The following is a 16519-nucleotide window of genomic DNA, read 5'->3' as shown; positions in this document are numbered from 1 at the left end:
TAAATGAGAATGAATCTAAATTAGCATTTTTGATTCGCCCTCGCCATGGCCTTGTCGACGACAGCTGTGGGTCGATAACGGCCCCTGGTGACCGGCTGCTCTCGACCCATAGCTGCCGTTGAGGCCAGCAGTGAATGCGACCGTCTACGCTGCTCACTGATCGGCCGAGCATAGATACTGATGCAACTGCTCTCCAAGAACCTCGAACACCTGAGCGATCCTGTTAATTTTGCGCAGGTCATTGTGCATTGCGATCCACACATCTACCTCAAAGCCAAAATCGTGTGCTAGCACATGTACCAGGCCGTGCGATTTTGCGATTTGCGTCGGGCAGAGTCCGAAGCCTAAGCCCGCTTTCAGAGCGGCCAGCTGAGCAAGGTGATGATCAGAGGCAATGGCGAAGTGCTGATCGGCATCGCACAGACCGGCGTCGACAAACCGACGCAAATCCGCTGAGCGTCTGTCCGGCCCGATCAACGGCCCCTGGCGCAGCGACAGCAGGGAAGCTGGATTACCGTAGCGCTCCAGGCACCCGGCACTGGCATGGATGCCAATCCGCAAACTTCCGACACGCCGCACTGTGATATCCGCTTCATTGGGCCGCATCAGCCGCACCGCAATATCCGATTGCAGCCTGGCGATGTTTTCAAGGGCATCGCTTATGCTCAACTCAAGTTTGAGTCCGACGTGTTCGTAACGGAAAGGGCGCAGCAGGTCGGGCAATACCTCGACGCCAAGCAACTCGCCACAGGTCAGCCGGACTGTACCGTGATCCATCGACGCTTCAGAGCTGGCCATGCGGTTGAAGGTTTGCGCGGCCATATCCATGGCCTCCACATGTTCGATCAGGCGCTGCGCTCCGGCAGTAGGCGTCAGTCCTTGAGGTGTGCGGGTGAACAGACTCACACCGAGAGCGTGTTCAAGATGGTCGAGTCGCCGGCGCGCAGTGGCCTGGGCGATATCCAGCAACTTCGCTGCGCCGCTCAGGCTGCCAGAGCGCAACACGGCGAGAAATACACGCTGGCTTTCCCATTCAATACCGCTCATACATTCTTGGCCAACAGTTGCTCCTAATTTGATCTTCTACCAGAGCCCATGAAAAGCGATCATTCGCTCACATTTTACCTGGCGTCATTGTAAGGAACCAACGCATGAGAATCACCGGTCAGTGCCAATGTGGGCAAGTCATCCTTGAGATCGTGGCGCAGCGATTGCCGCCGCTGTATGCCTGCCACTGTTTGAACTGCCAGCGCTGGAGCGGCAGTGCGTTTGGTCTGCACATGCTGAGCGTGGCTTCGGCTGTTCAGGTGACTGGCGAAACGGCGATCTTTGAGCATGAACACCAGGGACAAACGTCTACCCAACATGCCTGCGGTACATGTCATACCCGGCTGTTTAACGAGACCACGGCAGCACCCGGCATGCGAGTGGTACGGGCCGGCATCCTGGAAGGCGCTGAGCGTTTCGAACCGGTTGCGCATATCTGGACTCGGCGCAAGCAACCATGGCTGGTGCTGCCGGGGGCTATCGCGCAATGGCAGGAGAGCCCCACGCCAGAAGCATTCGCCGCCGCACTAGGTTAGAAGAGCTTGCTCTTCCATAAGTGATGTGTCGCTCGCCGAACGACACATCGTTAGGTCGGCTGCGTCCGCTCTGGGTCGGAAGCAGCCATTCGCGAATGACAGCTATCGACCCATTGCGGACGTTCATTCAACCAATTGAAGCCACGGCCAGCGCGCCTGATAGCTGGCAGCTTTCGCCCTGAATAAGTCTGGACGCGGATTCAACTCGTTCATCCTGAGCCAGTTGTTCAAGAGGTCGTTCAGGCCATGGGTGCTGTAGAGCTTACCCGTACAAGCATCAACGCCTAGGCAGGTCGACCGAATCAGATAGCGGTCGATACCATCCGTTACCTTTTTCAGCGGTGGATAGGTGCCGCCGAATTTCCCTTCGTACCACAAATGCACGCGGGCCTGGTTGCGTATCTCGACGTTAACACCCAGGTGCGAGAACGCCTGATGAGCTTGGGCTATGACCCGGTTTTCCGCTTCCCAAGACAAGTCATCGTCGAAGTAGGCGATGTCATAGTCCTTGATACCCCACTCAGGAGGTTGTCCCGAGCGGTGATTCCAGAACGTTTGGAACAAAGCGCCTGCGGCCACCATGGAATCAGGGATACCGAGCGTTGGGAGAATCTCCAATAGCTCTCGGTTTATTGGGTTGTGACGGATGATCTCAAGTAGCTGCTCATCGGTGAGTGAATGCATGGGTACCGTCCTTGGTGGCGCTGCAGAGGGCTGAGCTTACCTGAACAACATCGAGACCAGTGAATAACCAGCAAAGCTCGATCGCCGCTCTTCACCAGCGGCAACTATGGGTCGATGGCAGCCGTTCGCGACTGGCCGCTAACGACCAATAGCTGAGGTTGGCCAGAGATTGAAACCAGCCAGACCCGGTATCGATAGACACCATTAAACTAGCTAAGCTAGTTAGCTATGTGATAGCTTGCACTATCACCGCAATCAGCCCTGGCCCCTTGACAGCCCCGCCCCATGAAGTCGCCTTCTCAACCACTATCAGCCGAAGATCCGCGCAGCTTGCAAATTGCCGGCGACACCGTCGGCCAGCAGTTGCAACAAATTGCCATCCTGACACGTAGAACTGCCAGTCATCTGAGTACAGCGCTAGGCATCAATCAGACTGACATGGCCGCACTGGAACACCTGATCACCGATGGACCACTGCCACCGACCGAGCTTGCAGTGCGTGTTTCAGTGACGACCGCAGGCATTACCCAGGTCATCGACCGCCTTGAGCGCGCCGGACATGTGGTGCGTGAGCGCCAGCTCAATGACAAGCGCCGTGTACTGGTACGCCCTGTACCCGAATCCGCGGCGCAGGCTTATCGGCATATCGCACCAATGCTCAATGGCTTGAGCACTGTGCTGGGCGCACTCAAAGGGCAGGATCGCTCCGTGGTGGAAGCGTTTCTTGGGCAGGTGATCGAGGTCTACCGCAGAACCTTGCCAGGCAGCACTGCCGCCACCCCTGGAAATCAGGACACGTGATGACACCTAGAAAGGTCCTTGTGACAGGCGCAAGCATCGCCGGGCCGGCGCTGGCATATTGGTTGTCCCGGCAGGGCATGGACGTCACGGTGGTCGAGAGAGCGCCTTCGTTTCGCGATGGAGGGCAGACCATTGACGTACGTGGCGCCGGTCGTATTGTCGTTCAGCGCATGGGGTTGGAGGATCAGGTACGAGCCAACACCACTCATGAGCAGGGCATCGCCTTTGTTGATCAAATCAATCGCACCAAGGCGTTTATTGCTGTCGACGCGCTCGACGGTGAGGGGCCGATCGCCGAGCTTGAGATCCTGCGTGGAGAGCTGGCCAAACTGTTGATCCAGCACAGCCAGGACAGGGTCAACTATCGATTCGGCGACTGCATTAAAACCATCGTGGACAATGGCGAGCAGGTGCATGTGAGCTTCGAACAGGGTGACGAACAGATGTACGATCTCGTTATCGTGGCCGAGGGGATTAATTCGACAACGCGCAATCTGGTATTCGGCAAGGAAGTCGAGCGCCGCCCTCTTGATCTTTACACCGCCTATTTCACCGTGCCCCGACAGCCAAGCGATGGCCAGGTCATGCGCTGGCACAATATCCCCGGCGGCCGTTGCGTATGCCTGCGCCCAGATAACCTCGGTACCACACGAGCCTTCTTGTCTTTTCAGCAAGCCCCTAGCGGCTACGAAAAACTGACGCAGGCCGAGCAGAAATCGCTGCTCAAGCGCACGTTTGCCGACGCCCGTTGGGAGACGCCTCGCGTGCTCTGTGCACTGGATGAAGCGACTGACCTTTATCTGGACGCGGTAGGTCAGGTCAAGATGCCCCGCTGGAGCAAAGGGCGCATCGCGCTAGTGGGGGATGCAGCCTATTGCGCATCGCCCATCAGCGGCATGGGCACAAGTCTTGGACTATGCGGCGCCTATGTATTGGCTGGCGAACTGAGCCGCCATGCTGATCACATCAGCGCGTTTGCGGCCTATGAAAAACTGATGCGTCCTTATGTTACCCAGGCGCAAAACGTACCCAGGTTCGCGCCCAGACTGGCATCGCCGCATTCGCGACTAGGCATCACACTCGGCCACGCCGTGTTGAGGATGGCCAGCGCACCAGGATTGAAGACCCTGCTTGGAAAGCGCCTTTCTCCGAAGGCGAGTGCAATTGAGTTGCCGATTTACGACGAACTGCAGCGGAAAAGATGACGGCAAAGCAGTGGTGTCAGGACTCAGGGACAAGTGCACACTTTTGTGGTATTCCGGCCGGGCTCTGTAAAGACGCTGTACGGCCCTAGCCTGCTTTGAAGTCTGAAGGCGCATCTTATTTTTGATTCACCGCGAGGGAGCGCAATTGATCGACAGTACACAACAGCACGCCGTTTCAGAGTCGTCGCCTATCCTCACTCGGCGCCATCTACTCCAGGCTGGGATGACCGGGATTGCCGTCAGTGTGCTTTCACCGTGGTCGTCATGGGCGGCACCATCGGGCGTCCTGGTGAACGATGTGACGATGCTCAATCCGATTTGGGTCAATCGTCTGCTCGCACCTCGCACCACGGGCGAAATACAGCGGGCGCTCGCTATGTCGTCAGGCCCAGTCAGCATCGGTGGTGGCCGCTATAGCATGGGGGGGCAGATTGCTACCGAAAACAGCCTGCACCTCGACATGCGTCAGCTTAATCAGGTGATCCGATATTCGCCTGAGAGCAGAGTCATACGCGTGCAAACAGGGATGCGTTGGCGTGACCTGCAGTCGGTCATAGACCCGGACGACCTCTCGATAAAAATCATGCAGAGTTATGCCAACTTCACCGTCGGCGGATCGCTGTCAGTCAATGCTCATGGACGCTATGTCGGCGCAGGTCCGGTCATCAACTCTGTGCGTTCTCTGCAACTGGTACTTGCGGACGGTTCGGTAGTAGAAGCGTCCCGCAGCGCAAATTCCGACCTGTTCTACGCTGCTATCGGTGGCTATGGTGCAATGGGGGTGATCACTGAGGTCGAGCTGGACCTTGCGTCCAACATCACAATGGAACGACAAGTACGCCGCATGCCAGTTGCTGATTACCCGCGTTTTTTCAATGAGCAAGTCCGCGAGAACGAACAGGCTATCTTGCATAATGCCGATTTGGCCCCCCCATATTTCGACGTGGCCACTTCCGTCACTTGGCGTGCCTCGGACAAAGCGTTGACCGTCGCAGAAAGACTGGTGGCGCCGGGGCAGTCGTACAAAATCAACCAGACCGTCATGTGGAGTGTGACCAAGCTTCCCGGTGGCCCAATGATTCGCAAGGATGTGGTCGATCCACTGCGTTATCTCAATCAACCGGTCGTCCGGCGCAACTACGAGGCCAGTGCGGATGTCGCTTCGCTTGGCCCCATTGCAACCCGAAACAGTACCTATGCGTTGCAAGAATATTTTGTGCCAGTGACACAGTTCAATGCGTTCGTAACGCAAATGGCCGCCATCCTTCAGGCGCACCGCGTTGACGCCGTCAATATCTCCATCCGACACGCTCCGGCCGACCCCGGCTCGTTGCTGTCCTGGGCACGCGAAGAAGTCTTTTCATTCGTGCTCTATTATTGGCAGCGCGTCGGGATGGATGATCGCGAGGCAGTTGGCGTGTGGACACGCGAACTCATCAACGCTGCGCTGTTGCTTGGCGGTACCTACTACCTTCCCTACCAACTGCATGCAACGCAGGAACAGTTCTCAAGTGCCTACCCAAACGCGCGCCGTCTGTTAGCACTCAAAGCGCAAGTCGATCCAGGGGGGCGATTCCGGAACAAGCTCTGGGACAAGTACCAAACGGGATAACCCTTGGCGACTGATGGTTTCGACCTTATCCATTCAACTGTCTAGAGTAGATTCAGTCTTGGCGTCAAACCTTACCTTTTGGAGACGCTACCCCATGGACTGGAGAAACGACATGCCGGCTTGTCCCATACCGACTGACGAAACGTTGCGCCAGCGTACCCTCGATGAAATGAATGTGCTGGATACACCGGCTGAGCATTACCTCGATACGCTGGTGCGGCTCACTCAAGAAGTGGCGCACGTGGATACCGTGCTGATCAGCCTGATTGATCACGATCGGCAATGGTTCAAGGCCAGGATCGGGCTAGACGTTAACGAGACCCCGCGCAATGTGTCCTTCTGCGGCTACGCCATTCTGGGTGAGGACACCCTGCTGGTGGCAGACGCCGAGTGCGATTCGCGATTCGCCGACAATCCGCTGGTACTTGGCGCTCCCTACATCCGCTTCTACGCCGGTCACCCCTTGCGTGCCGGAAACGGCAAAGCGATCGGGACGTTATGCATGTTCGACCCTCGCCCACGCCTGCTAAGTGAGGCCCAGCAGGCCAACTTCAGAGACTTGGCCACGCTCGCAGAGGGTTATCTGCAACTGCGCAGCTTGATACAGACCAATCACGACTTACGCCTTGAAATGGACCGTGAGCAACGCAAGGCTTTGCTTGATCCGCTAACACAGCTATGGAACCGCGGCGCGTTGGCCGCCTTCCAGGATCGTGAACGCCGTTTGGCAAAAGAGAAAGGTCTGCAGTTGGGTACTCTGTATGCCGACCTTGACCACTTCAAGTCTGTAAACGACAAGTACGGTCATGCTGACGGTGACCAGGTGCTCTGCGAGTGTGCGCGTCGTCTGCGAGCTGCCCTTCGCCCGGAGGATTTGCTGGTACGCCAGGGCGGTGAGGAATTCGTCGCATTGCTGCGGGTAAAGGACCGTGACGAGCTGGTGCGGATCGCAGAGCGCGTGCGCCTGATCGTTGGCAGCAGACCGATGCAACTCTCCAGCGGTCCGCTGAGGGTGAGTCTCAGTGTGGGATGTACTCTAGTCGCCGATAGCGAGCAGATCGATGATGCACTACGGCGCGCCGACAGCGCACTTTACGCAGCCAAACAGGGAGGGCGCGACCAAGTTGTCTATGCACCGCCGATCTTGTGACAATCCAAGGCGGAACAAGTACCAGGCAGCCTCAACGCACAGCCTCAAGCACCTTGCGTATCTCCTGAGCGACCAGCGCCTCAATACGTCCCTCATCCGAGGCCGTCGAAAATACTGCGCAACACGCGACGGCCTCCCCAACCGCGCATCGATAGACCGCCACCACACTGCCGGGGCCACACCCGGTATGCCCGGCCAGCGTCAGGCCACCCTCGATCGTCCCGCGCATCAGGCCCAGGGCATACCCAGGCGCAATCCACGGTCGGCCAGTCATTGGCCCACCCAACACCTTTGTTGCCTGCATTTCCTGGAGCAGGTCGGCCGGAAGCAGTGTCCCGACGAGCAGACGCTCCAGGAAAAGGGCAGCCTGCGAAACAGGGCCGATCAACAATCCGTGATAGACCCAGCCAGGGTCGTAGTTCAACGAATGGCCGAGGTAATCCCCGTTCAGATCTGCGCGTTGGGTTGCCAAGCGAACCGCCGAGATACCAAGTGGAGCCAGGACTTGCTGCCTGATCGCCTCTTCAAGCGGCAGGCCTGTTGCACGTTCAATGAGCCTGGCGACCAGCATGTAGCCTACATTCGAATAGCGCCACCCCGCTCCAGGGTCATAGCGAAGCCGAGCACCATCCAGGCGCTGCATCATCTCGTCCGCAGACCACGCGGATTCATGATTGGCAACCGCCGCGTGGTACTCGGGAAGCTCGCCATAATCAGCGAGGCCCGCCTCGTGACGCAGAAGCTGACGCAAGGTGTACGTGGTTTCAGGAAGCGCAGCATCCAGGGCGAGTCGTCGGTCGCGCACCAGAGTCAGGGCGGTCGCGGCCAACACCGTCTTGGTGAAACTCCACCATGGCACACAGGGTTCGGCCTGGAGCGATGGCGTAATGAATCGACCGTTGGATAGCGTGGAAATCAGCATCGAATACTCAAGCAGTCATGACAGGCCAGTAAGCAAGCGCAGAGGCAAGAACATACCCCATTCCGGCGATGCAAGCCGTCAGTCGGCCTCGGGACAACAACGGGATGGCGTATACCAGGGCACCGCAGAATCGATGTAAACGTGCTTTTGCTTGCGTGGCTGGAACAGTGTATCAAGTGTACCCAGCGCGATAGAGATCCAGTCGGCGAACTCACCTGCGGATCGTGACCAGAACAACGTCGAGCCACACGCCCCGCAGAACTCGCGTAACACTGTCTGCGAAGAGGCGTAGGCCTTGATGCTGTCGGCCCCGCGAAGTATTCGAAGTGCGCTGCGTGGCACACTGGCGTATGACGCGAACGCAGCCCCGTGGCCTTTGCGGCACTGGCTGCAGTGACAATGACTCACGGCCTTGGGTGGCGTGAGCAGCTCGTAGCTGACCGCTGCGCACAGGCAGCTTCCTTGGTATGCCTCTGTCATATGTCCTTCCGTGCAGGCCAAAACCTTGAGAGGGATGGCCAAACGCTCTATCCCAAGCCCCCCATCGATCCCACTGATGATTACTATCAAGCCGCCCGCCTGTCGAGCTGCAAAATCCACCCCCTATAATCGCCTCCCCGTTTTCCCCTCGCTGCAGCGCCTGTCCCAGGCGACAGTCCCCTATGGAAGCCCGCACCATGCCAAGCCCCAACCCGTCCCCCCACAGCCCACCCGAACACAGCCAGCAGAGCGTCCGTCAGCAGTGGCTGGCGATTCTCTCGGTCGCCGTGGGCGCCTTCGCCCTGGTGACCAGCGAGTTCCTGCCGGTGGGCGTGCTCAACGATGTCGCCGCCGACCTCGGCATCAGCGCAGGCCAGGCCGGCCTGATGGTGACCCTACCCGGCATCATGGCGGCCCTGGCCGCGCCCTTGCTGTCGGTGGGCATCGGTGCCCTCGACCGACGCTACCTGCTGATCGCCCTGACGCTGATCATGATCGTCGCCAACGCCGTGGTGGCCTACGCCACCGACTTCGGCCTGCTGCTGTTCGGCCGGGTACTGCTGGGCATCAGCATCGGTGGCTTCTGGGCGACCGCGATCGCCCTGAGCGGCCGCCTGGCGCCCAAGGGCGTGGGCGTGGCCCAGGCCACCTCGATCATCATGGTCGGCGTGACCCTGGCCACCGTGCTCGGCGTGCCCGTGGGCACTTGGCTCAGCGGGCTCATGGGCTGGCGCATGACCTTCCTGGTCACCGCGCTGGTGGGCGTGCCGGTGCTGCTGGCGCAGGTCCTGCTGCTGCCGCGGCTCAACCCGGAGAAGGCCATCCGCATCAGCGACCTGCCGGCGCTGTTCGTCAACCCGCAGGCGCGGGTCGGCCTGATCGCGGTGTTGCTGATCGGCCTGGCGCACTTTGCCGCGTACACCTACGTCGCGCCGTTCTTCAAGCACAACGCCGGCTTCGACGGGCCGATGATCGGCTCGCTGTTGCTGCTCTACGGCGTGGCCGGGGTGCTGGGCAATGTCTTCGCCGGTTTTGCCGCCAACCAGAGCGTGCGCTACACCCTGATGCTGGTCGCCTTGATGATCGGCATCGGCACCGCACTGTTCCCCTACTTCGCCACCAGCCTCACCGGCGCGGCGATGCTGATCGCACTCTGGGGCTTCGCCTTCGGCGCCTTCCCGGCCTGCGCCAGCATTTGGATGTTCGTCGTGGCACCCAAGGATGTGGAGCGCGGCATGCCGCTGTTCGTCGCCATGTTCCAGGTGATCATCGCCCTGGGCTCGTTCTTCGGCGGGCGGATCGTCGACCAGATGGGTAGCGCGGTACTGTTCAGCCTGGCCACGGCGCTGGTGGGCTGCGGTTTTGTCACGGTGCTGGTGCTGGGGCGCAGCGTCAGCAATCGCCTGGCGGTCCAACCGTCCTGAGCGATCGCTGTGGGAGCGGGCTTGCCGCGCGATGCCGTGTATGGCACCGGCTACGCCGGTGATCGCGGGGCAAGCCCGCTCCCACGCTGACGTTGCCTAGCCTGAGACGCGCCTGTTGTTCCATAGAGCGGTGGCGGGCCGATTTTACCCGCCACGCTTTATCAACTCTTTACGCCGACGAGCCGCAAACCGACAGCAACTTGATACGCAACTCAATACCCTTTGCCAGGTCTTCGGAGTATCGAGAGTGCAACATGACGCTGTACGCGAATCCCCTGCCTGGGCGGGCTGGCATTCAGGATGAACGCATGCCCCCTTCCGAGGTTGGTATGAACACCCCCGCCGAACAAATGGCGCAACGGCTCAGGCAACAGGGCATCTGCGAGGTCGAATGCGTGGTGAGCGATTTTTCCGGCATCGTCCGCGGCAAGGTCGCCTCCCTCGACCGCTTCCTCGACGAAGGCGGCATACGCCTGCCGGAGAGCGTGCTGCTGCAGACGGTGACCGGCGACTTCGTCGACGACAAGGTCTTCTACGCGCTGCTGGACGAGGCCGGCATCGACATGCACTGCCGCCCCGCCGCCCATGCGGTCTACCGCCTGCCATGGCTGGCGGAACCGACCGCCATGGTCATCCACGACAGCTTCGACCGGCACGGCCAGCCCATCGAGCTGTCGCCGCGCAACGTGCTCAAGCGCGTGCTGGCCCTGTACAGCGACAGTGGCTGGCAGCCGGTGGTGGCGCCGGAGCTGGAGTTCTACCTGACCAAGCGCAGCCATGACCCGGACTTGCCGCTGGAAGCGCCCGAAGGCCGCTCGGGCCGGGCGGAGACCAGTCGGCAGAGTTTCTCCATCGAAGCCACCCATGAATTCGCCCGGCTGTTCGAGGACGTCTACCACTGGAGCGCCGTCCAGGGCCTGGACCTGGACACGCTGGTCCACGAAAGCGGCCCGGCGCAGATGGAAGTCAACTTCCACCATGGCGACCCGCTGCGCCTGGCCGACCAGTTGATCGTGTTCAAGCGCACCTTGCGCGAAGCGGCGCTGCAGCACGGTATCAGCGCGACCTTCATGGCCAAGCCGATCGCCCATGAACCTGGCAGCTCGATGCACATCCACCAGAGCGTGCTGGACAGGGCCACCGGCGCCAACCTTTTCGCCAGCGCCCACGGTACACCGAGCGATCGACTGCTGCACTACATCGGCGGCCTGCAGAAGTACCTGCCCCAGGCACTGGCGCTGCTCGCCCCGAACGTGAATTCCTACCGCCGCTTCCTGCCCGACGCCTGTGCCCCGGTCAATGTCGAATGGGGCGAAGAAAACCGCACCGTGGGCCTGCGCGTGCCTACCGCGACAGCGGCCGCCCTGCGCGTGGAGAACCGCCTGCCCGGCGCCGATGCCAATCCCTACCTGGCCATGGCCGCCAGCCTGCTGTGCGGCTATCTCGGCCTGCTCGAACAGGCGGCGCCCAGCGCGCCCGTGCAGGGTCGCGCCTACGATCATGGCGGCTTGCGCCTGCCGGCCACGCTGGACGATGCGCTGGCGCGGCTGGAAGGTTGCGAGCTGCTCGGGGAGTACCTGGGCGACCACTTCGTCCGTGGGTATGTGGCGGTCAAGCGCACCGAGCTGTACAACTACCGACAGGTGATCAGCGCCTGGGAGCGTGAGCACCTGCTGCTGAGGGTCTGAGGCTTTGAGTACCTACAGCTGCGCCAGCCAATATTCCACGTCCACCTCGTCGATCTGCTCGGGGCGCAGGAACTGCTCGGCGTACTGCCGATACACGCCGGTGCTGAGGAACAGCCGCAGCAACTGCCCGTCGACATGGTTGTCCCGAGCCATCGACACCAGGATCTTCACCGACTCGGACAGGGACTTCGGCGCCTTGTACGGCCGGTCCGCCGCGGTCAGCGCCTCGAAGATGTCGGCGATCGCCATCACCCGCTCGGGGATGCCCAGCGCATCCTTGCCGAGCCTGCGCGGATAGCCGCTGCCGTCCATCTTCTCGTGGTGGTTGCCGGCGATCGCCGGCACGCGCCGCAGCTGGCGCGGGAACGGCAGCGCGCTGAGCATGATGATGGTCTGCACGATGTGCTCGTTGATCTTGAAGCGCTCCTCGTCGTTGAGCGTGCCACGGCGGATCGACAGGTTGTACAGCTCGCCGTGGTTGCTGGCATGGGCCGGCAGGCGCATGTCGAAACCCCAGTGGTTGCGCGGATCGTCCTTGGCCACCGGTGGCTTGCGCGGCCCCCAGGGCACCTGGTGCTCGTCGCGGTCGGCAAGCAGCGGTTCCTCCACCGGCAAGGGCGCAGGTGGCGTGTCGGCGAAGCGCGCGGCCTCGTCGCGGGAGATGCCCAGGCGGTTGTCGAAGTGCCGCAGCCAGCGGCGCTGGCCGATAAGGCGCAGGCGCTCGATGTCGGCCTCCTGCATGAACTCGCCGCCGATATTGGCGTGGGCGACGAAGGCGAATTCGTCCTGCAACTCGGCCCGGCACTGCTCCAGCGCCTGGCGCAGCAGCAACTCATCATCGCCGTTGGCCACGCCTTGCCAGTAGGCGATCTCGGCGTCGCGCCAGAGCACCTCGAAGCGCATCCGCACCTCGTGAATGCGGTTGTACAGGGTCTCGAGCTTGGTCGCCTTGTCCACCACGTACTCAGGGCTGGTGATCTTGCCGCAGTCGTGCAACCAGGCAGCCACACGAAACTCGTAGCGCTCGGCCTCGTTCATGCTGAAGCCGGCATAGGGGCCGCTGTCGGCCTGCACGGCCTGGTCCAGGAGCATCTGCGCCAGCTACGGCACTCGCTCGCAATGACCGCCGGTATAGGGGCTCTTGGCGTCGATGGCGTCGGCCAGCAGCTTGATCATGGCGTCCAGCAGGCACTGCTGGGCCTCGACCAGCTGGCGGGTCTCGATGGCCACGGCGGCGGCGCCGGACAGTTCCTCGACGAAGCGCCGGAACGCCTGCCCGGCGTGTTCGTCCTCCAGTTGCAGGACCAGAATGCCGAGGAGCGACTGGCCGCGGTCGTTGAGCACCACCGCCAGGCTGCGTCCCTGCAACGACAAGGCCTGGGTCACGGCATTGGCGAGGTCTTGATGGTCGTGCTCATGTACCGCCAGTTCAGCCGGATAGTCCTGGGCCCGGCAGGCCGCAGCCAGGCGCAGGCGTGCGTTGTCGGCATCGTACAGGTACACCGCGCCGGCACTGGCGCTGGCAGCCGCCACCAGGTGGTTGAGCACGCCGTCGAGCATGCGCTCGAGCTGGGTCTCGCGGCTGAGCGTGAGGGTGATCGCCTGGAAGTTGCGGATGGTGCCGGACATGCGGCTGAGCACCCGGCTCAGTTCACGCACCTCCGACACCCGCGAGAGCACACCCACCTCACGGCTGAAATCAAAACCAGCCAGGCCCTGCACCTGCTCCGTAAGCCGGCGCAACGGGCGGCCGATGCGCCGGCCGAGCAAGCCACCGAGCAACAGCAACACCGCCGCCAGCGCGCCGGCCCAGAGCAGTTGCTCGAACAACACCTGGCGCGCGCCGGCCAGCAGCTCGTGGGCCGGCACGGCAATCAGCACCTGCAGGTCCTGCCCGGCCACGGTGGTCAGCGGCACGCGCATGCCATACCAGGTCTGCCCTTCAACCTGATACGGCTGTGGCCGGGTACCCTGGAGGGTATCAGCATGGATCCGTGCGAGGCTGGCAATGCCCAGTTCATCGATGCGCGACAGGCGCACGCCCTCGCCTTCGCGGACGATGACCCGCTGCAGGTCCGGATAGGCCACCACGCTGCCCTGGTCATCGACCACGGCGATCTCGGTGCCAGCCGTCATGCGCAGGTCGCGGCTCTCGCTGGCCAGGTCGGTGACCGAGACGTCCATGCCGATCACTGCCGCGCCATCGACGCTACGCTGGGCCATGGTCAGGCCGATCTCGCGGGTGGTGAAGAACACATAAGGGCGGGTAAGCACGGTGGTGGCTTGCGCAGAGGCTTCGACGAACCAGGGGCGCTGACGCGGATCGTAGCGGTAGTCCGGCTTGGGCTGGTGCAGCAGCAGGGTCATCGCCTGGTCGTAGAAACGCCATTCGCCATGCAACGCACCGTCTTCGCCCAGGCTGACGGTCTGCACCAGGAACATCGTGCCCGGCGGTGCCGCGAAGCGCTGCAACAACTGTGGATCGCGCAGGCGGCGGACCAGCAGGAACTCGCCATTGGGGTAGCCGAGGTAGGCGGCGCTGAGCATGCGATTGGCACGCAGGCTCTCGACCAGTTGCGGCAGGCGCTCCAGGTGCTGCGCCATTGTGCCCGCAGCGGTATCGAAGGCCAGCAGGCGGATGCTGCTCTGCACCGAATCGACCAGGCGTCGGGCGCGCTCGTCGATGGTCCGGCCGATCTGCTGGGCGGCATCGCCGGCGGCGGCCACCAGGGTCTGGCGCACCCCCAGGTAGCCCTGCCAGGCCAGGGCCGCGCCCAGCGCCAGCATGCCCAGCATGATCGCCAGCGCCACCAGCCATTGCAGGGAGATACTCCGGCCACGGTTGTTCATGAACGCCTGCCCCGTGCAGACGCCAGCCTTGCCGCATGCCCCATCAACGCGCAGCCCATCCCAGGTACTCCCCGTGTGGCGATTTCCACAGTGTAATCAGCCCGCGCGAACCTGCCGGCCTGTGACAGTGGCTGGTAGCGAGACAGTCGCATACTGGCGCAACGACATCAATCACGCCCTGAATCATTGTGGGAGCAACTGTCTTGCTCAATTTTTAGAATCTGGCGCGATCCCCGTGGGAGCGGGCTTGCCCGCGAACACCGGCGCAGCCGGTGCCATACACCGCGCTGGATTCTTCGCGGCGGTGCGGCGGTCCGATAAACCCGCTCCCACAGGGTCAAGCTAAATCAAGTTTGTTCCATGAGAGTGGCCCGTCCCGCAGTCGTCAGAATTGCGGCGAAAAACTCGTATACAAAAAAAAGAAATTCTGTTTACACTGCCTCACGCCTACGACAACGGTCATCGCCGTTGCGTATTGCGACAGGCTCAAGCCATGCGACATCCGCTATCGCCCAACCTCTCCGGGCCCCCTTCTCGAATGCCGTGCGTCCTGAACGCCGCATCCGCCCTGCTGCCATCGACCCACACGCCCGATACGCCCTCGCCAGGGCCGATCCTGCGCGTGCGCGGTTCTGCTGCCGGGCTTCGCCACGGCGCCTGACGCTTCCCTACAATCAGAAAACACACCCCAAGCGGGAGGGACACCCATGCCCAAGACACTACTGGTCAAGAACGCCGAACTGCTGGTGACCATGGACGGCGAACGCCGCGAGATCAAGCGCGGCGGCCTCTATATCGAAGACAATGTGATCAAACAGGTCGGCCCCAGCGATACCCTGCCTCAGCACGCCGACGTGATCCTCGACATGACCGGCAAGGTGGTCATCCCGGGCCTGGTCAACACCCACCACCACATGTACCAGAGCCTCACCCGCGTGGTGCCGGCGGCCCAGGACGGCGAGCTGTTCAACTGGCTGACCAACCTCTACCCGATCTGGGCGCGGCTGACCCCGGAGATGATCTCGGTATCGACCCAGACGGCCATGGCCGAGCTGATCCTCTCGGGCTGCACCACCTCCAGCGACCACCTGTACATCTACCCCAACGGCTGCAAGCTCGACGACAGTATCCACGCCGCCGAGGAGATCGGCATGCGCTTCCACGCCGCGCGCGGCAGCATGAGCGTCGGCCGCAGCCAGGGCGGCCTGCCGCCCGATTCGGTGGTGGAGAAGGAAAGCGACATCCTCAAGGAGTCGCAGCGCCTGATCGAGGACTACCACGATGCCAGCCACGGCTCGATGCTGCGCGTGGTGGTGGCGCCCTGCTCGCCGTTCTCGGTCAGCCGCGACCTGATGCGCGAGGCGGCGGTGCTGGCCCGCCAGTATGGCGTGTCGCTGCACACCCACCTGGCCGAAAACGTCAACGATATCGCCTACAGCCGCGAGAAGTTCGGCATGACCCCGGCCGAGTACGCCGAGGACCTGGGCTGGGTCGGCCACGACGTCTGGCACGCCCACTGCGTGCAGCTCGACCAGCACGGCATCGAGCTGTTCGCCCGCACCGGCACCGGGGTCGCCCACTGCCCGTGCTCGAACATGCGCCTGGCCTCAGGCATCGCGCCGATCCGCAAGATGCGCGACCACGGCGTGCCGGTGGGCCTGGGGGTCGATGGTTCGGCGTCCAACGACGGCGCCAGCATGATCGGCGAGGTGCGCCAGGCGCTGTTGCTGCAACGGGTCGGCTTCGGACCGGATGCGATGACTGCCCGCGAGGCGCTGGAGATCGCCACCCTGGGCGGCGCCAAGGTGCTCAACCGCAACGATATCGGCGCCCTCGCCCCGGGCATGGTCGCCGACTTCGTCGCCTTCGACCTTGGCCATGTGGCCTATGCCGGCGCCCTGCACGACCCGTTGGCGGCGCTGGTGTTCTGCACCCCGACCCATGTCGACACCAGCGTGATCAACGGGCGTGTGGTGGTTCAGGGTGGGCGCATCACCACCGTCGACCTGCCGCGAGTACTGGAGCGTCACAACCAGCTGGCGCGTCAGCTGGTCCTCGGCGAGTAACACCCAGCCCATCGCGGGGCAAGCCCGCTCCCACGCCAAGCTCCGCGATCAGGG

General features: G+C 62.2%; 12 protein-coding genes and 1 pseudogene. 8 read left to right on the top strand and 5 right to left on the bottom strand.

Annotated features, from left to right (window positions below):
• Positions 1 to 153 precede the first annotated feature (153 nt).
• On the bottom strand, positions 154 to 1047 hold the full coding sequence (locus ACZ899_RS04555; RefSeq protein WP_234560948.1) for a LysR family transcriptional regulator: 894 nt from the start codon (positions 1045 to 1047) through the stop codon (positions 154 to 156).
• 104 nt (positions 1048 to 1151) lie between these two features.
• Here ACZ899_RS04555 and ACZ899_RS04550 point away from each other — a divergent pair, with 104 nt between their 5' ends.
• Positions 1152 to 1583 carry a GFA family protein gene (locus ACZ899_RS04550; RefSeq protein ID WP_232856095.1) on the top strand — a complete coding sequence of 144 codons (432 nt, stop codon included), beginning with the start codon at positions 1152 to 1154 and terminating at the stop codon, positions 1581 to 1583.
• Between the two features lie 123 nt (positions 1584 to 1706).
• Here the strand turns inward: ACZ899_RS04550 and ACZ899_RS04545 are convergent, their stop codons facing one another.
• Entirely contained in the window at positions 1707 to 2267 is a 561-nt protein-coding gene (locus tag ACZ899_RS04545; RefSeq protein WP_234560947.1) for a nucleotidyltransferase family protein, read from the bottom strand.
• A 285-nt stretch (positions 2268 to 2552) separates the two neighbouring features.
• On the opposite strand from ACZ899_RS04545, the gene ACZ899_RS04540 reads away from it, so the two are divergent.
• From ACZ899_RS04540 to ACZ899_RS04525, 4 genes are all read left to right on the top strand, one after another.
• Positions 2553 to 3068 (top strand): MarR family winged helix-turn-helix transcriptional regulator, encoded by a 516-nt coding sequence (locus ACZ899_RS04540; protein ID WP_234560946.1) that lies wholly within the window; start codon positions 2553 to 2555, stop codon positions 3066 to 3068.
• Positions 3068 to 4273 (top strand): FAD-dependent monooxygenase, encoded by a 1206-nt coding sequence (locus ACZ899_RS04535; protein WP_234560945.1) that lies wholly within the window; start codon positions 3068 to 3070, stop codon positions 4271 to 4273. The genes ACZ899_RS04540 and ACZ899_RS04535 overlap by 1 nt, the downstream gene beginning before the upstream one ends.
• 304 nt (positions 4274 to 4577) lie before the next feature.
• A complete protein-coding gene (locus ACZ899_RS04530) occupies positions 4578 to 5885 on the top strand; it encodes an FAD-binding oxidoreductase (RefSeq protein WP_234560944.1) in 1308 nt (435 codons plus the stop codon).
• Between the two features lie 112 nt (positions 5886 to 5997).
• Positions 5998 to 7035, top strand: coding sequence for a GGDEF domain-containing protein (locus ACZ899_RS04525; protein ID WP_234560968.1), 1038 nt, complete (start codon positions 5998 to 6000; stop codon positions 7033 to 7035).
• 31 nt (positions 7036 to 7066) lie between these two features.
• On the opposite strand, the gene ACZ899_RS04520 is transcribed toward ACZ899_RS04525, so the two are convergent.
• Together ACZ899_RS04520 and ACZ899_RS04515 are read right to left on the bottom strand one after the other, a co-directional pair.
• Positions 7067 to 7957 (bottom strand): serine hydrolase domain-containing protein, encoded by an 891-nt coding sequence (locus ACZ899_RS04520; RefSeq protein ID WP_234560943.1) that lies wholly within the window; start codon positions 7955 to 7957, stop codon positions 7067 to 7069.
• 78 nt (positions 7958 to 8035) lie between these two features.
• Positions 8036 to 8437 (bottom strand): GFA family protein, encoded by a 402-nt coding sequence (locus ACZ899_RS04515; RefSeq protein WP_234560942.1) that lies wholly within the window; start codon positions 8435 to 8437, stop codon positions 8036 to 8038.
• Between the two features lie 197 nt (positions 8438 to 8634).
• On the opposite strand from ACZ899_RS04515, the gene ACZ899_RS04510 reads away from it, so the two are divergent.
• Both ACZ899_RS04510 and ACZ899_RS04505 read left to right on the top strand, forming a co-directional pair.
• Entirely contained in the window at positions 8635 to 9861 is a 1227-nt protein-coding gene (locus ACZ899_RS04510) for an MFS transporter (protein ID WP_186732287.1), read from the top strand.
• Positions 9862 to 10190: 329 nt separating this feature from the next.
• Positions 10191 to 11549 carry a glutamine synthetase family protein gene (locus ACZ899_RS04505; RefSeq protein ID WP_234560941.1) on the top strand — a complete coding sequence of 453 codons (1359 nt, stop codon included), beginning with the start codon at positions 10191 to 10193 and terminating at the stop codon, positions 11547 to 11549.
• Positions 11550 to 11561: 12 nt separating this feature from the next.
• On the opposite strand, the pseudogene ACZ899_RS04500 reads toward ACZ899_RS04505, so the two are convergent.
• Positions 11562 to 14399 (bottom strand): annotated as a pseudogene (locus ACZ899_RS04500) (HD domain-containing phosphohydrolase).
• 707 nt (positions 14400 to 15106) lie between these two features.
• Between ACZ899_RS04500 and ACZ899_RS04495 the strand changes: the two are divergent.
• Positions 15107 to 16465, top strand: coding sequence for an 8-oxoguanine deaminase (locus tag ACZ899_RS04495; protein WP_234560940.1), 1359 nt, complete (start codon positions 15107 to 15109; stop codon positions 16463 to 16465).
• The last annotated feature ends 54 nt before the right edge of the window (positions 16466 to 16519 follow it).

The sequence above is a fragment of the Pseudomonas sp. TE31087 genome, assembly GCF_057284075.1.
Note: the sequence above shows the minus strand (reverse complement) of the source record. Positions and strands in the feature narration are given on the sequence as shown.

What these genes read in the sequence shown, in the direction of transcription:
- ACZ899_RS04555 (WP_234560948.1), bottom strand. Translation starts at nt 1,047, where the DNA reads ATGAGCGGTATTGAATGGGAAAGCCAGCGTGTATTTCTCGCCGTGTTG.
- ACZ899_RS04550 (WP_232856095.1), top strand. Translation starts at nt 1,152, where the DNA reads ATGAGAATCACCGGTCAGTGCCAATGTGGGCAAGTCATCCTTGAGATC.
- ACZ899_RS04545 (WP_234560947.1), bottom strand. Translation starts at nt 2,267, where the DNA reads ATGCATTCACTCACCGATGAGCAGCTACTTGAGATCATCCGTCACAAC.
- ACZ899_RS04540 (WP_234560946.1), top strand. Translation starts at nt 2,553, where the DNA reads ATGAAGTCGCCTTCTCAACCACTATCAGCCGAAGATCCGCGCAGCTTG.
- ACZ899_RS04535 (WP_234560945.1), top strand. Translation starts at nt 3,068, where the DNA reads ATGACACCTAGAAAGGTCCTTGTGACAGGCGCAAGCATCGCCGGGCCG.
- ACZ899_RS04530 (WP_234560944.1), top strand. Translation starts at nt 4,578, where the DNA reads ATGCTCAATCCGATTTGGGTCAATCGTCTGCTCGCACCTCGCACCACG.
- ACZ899_RS04525 (WP_234560968.1), top strand. Translation starts at nt 5,998, where the DNA reads ATGCCGGCTTGTCCCATACCGACTGACGAAACGTTGCGCCAGCGTACC.
- ACZ899_RS04520 (WP_234560943.1), bottom strand. Translation starts at nt 7,957, where the DNA reads ATGCTGATTTCCACGCTATCCAACGGTCGATTCATTACGCCATCGCTC.
- ACZ899_RS04515 (WP_234560942.1), bottom strand. Translation starts at nt 8,437, where the DNA reads ATGACAGAGGCATACCAAGGAAGCTGCCTGTGCGCAGCGGTCAGCTAC.
- ACZ899_RS04510 (WP_186732287.1), top strand. Translation starts at nt 8,635, where the DNA reads ATGCCAAGCCCCAACCCGTCCCCCCACAGCCCACCCGAACACAGCCAG.
- ACZ899_RS04505 (WP_234560941.1), top strand. Translation starts at nt 10,191, where the DNA reads ATGAACACCCCCGCCGAACAAATGGCGCAACGGCTCAGGCAACAGGGC.
- ACZ899_RS04495 (WP_234560940.1), top strand. Translation starts at nt 15,107, where the DNA reads ATGCCCAAGACACTACTGGTCAAGAACGCCGAACTGCTGGTGACCATG.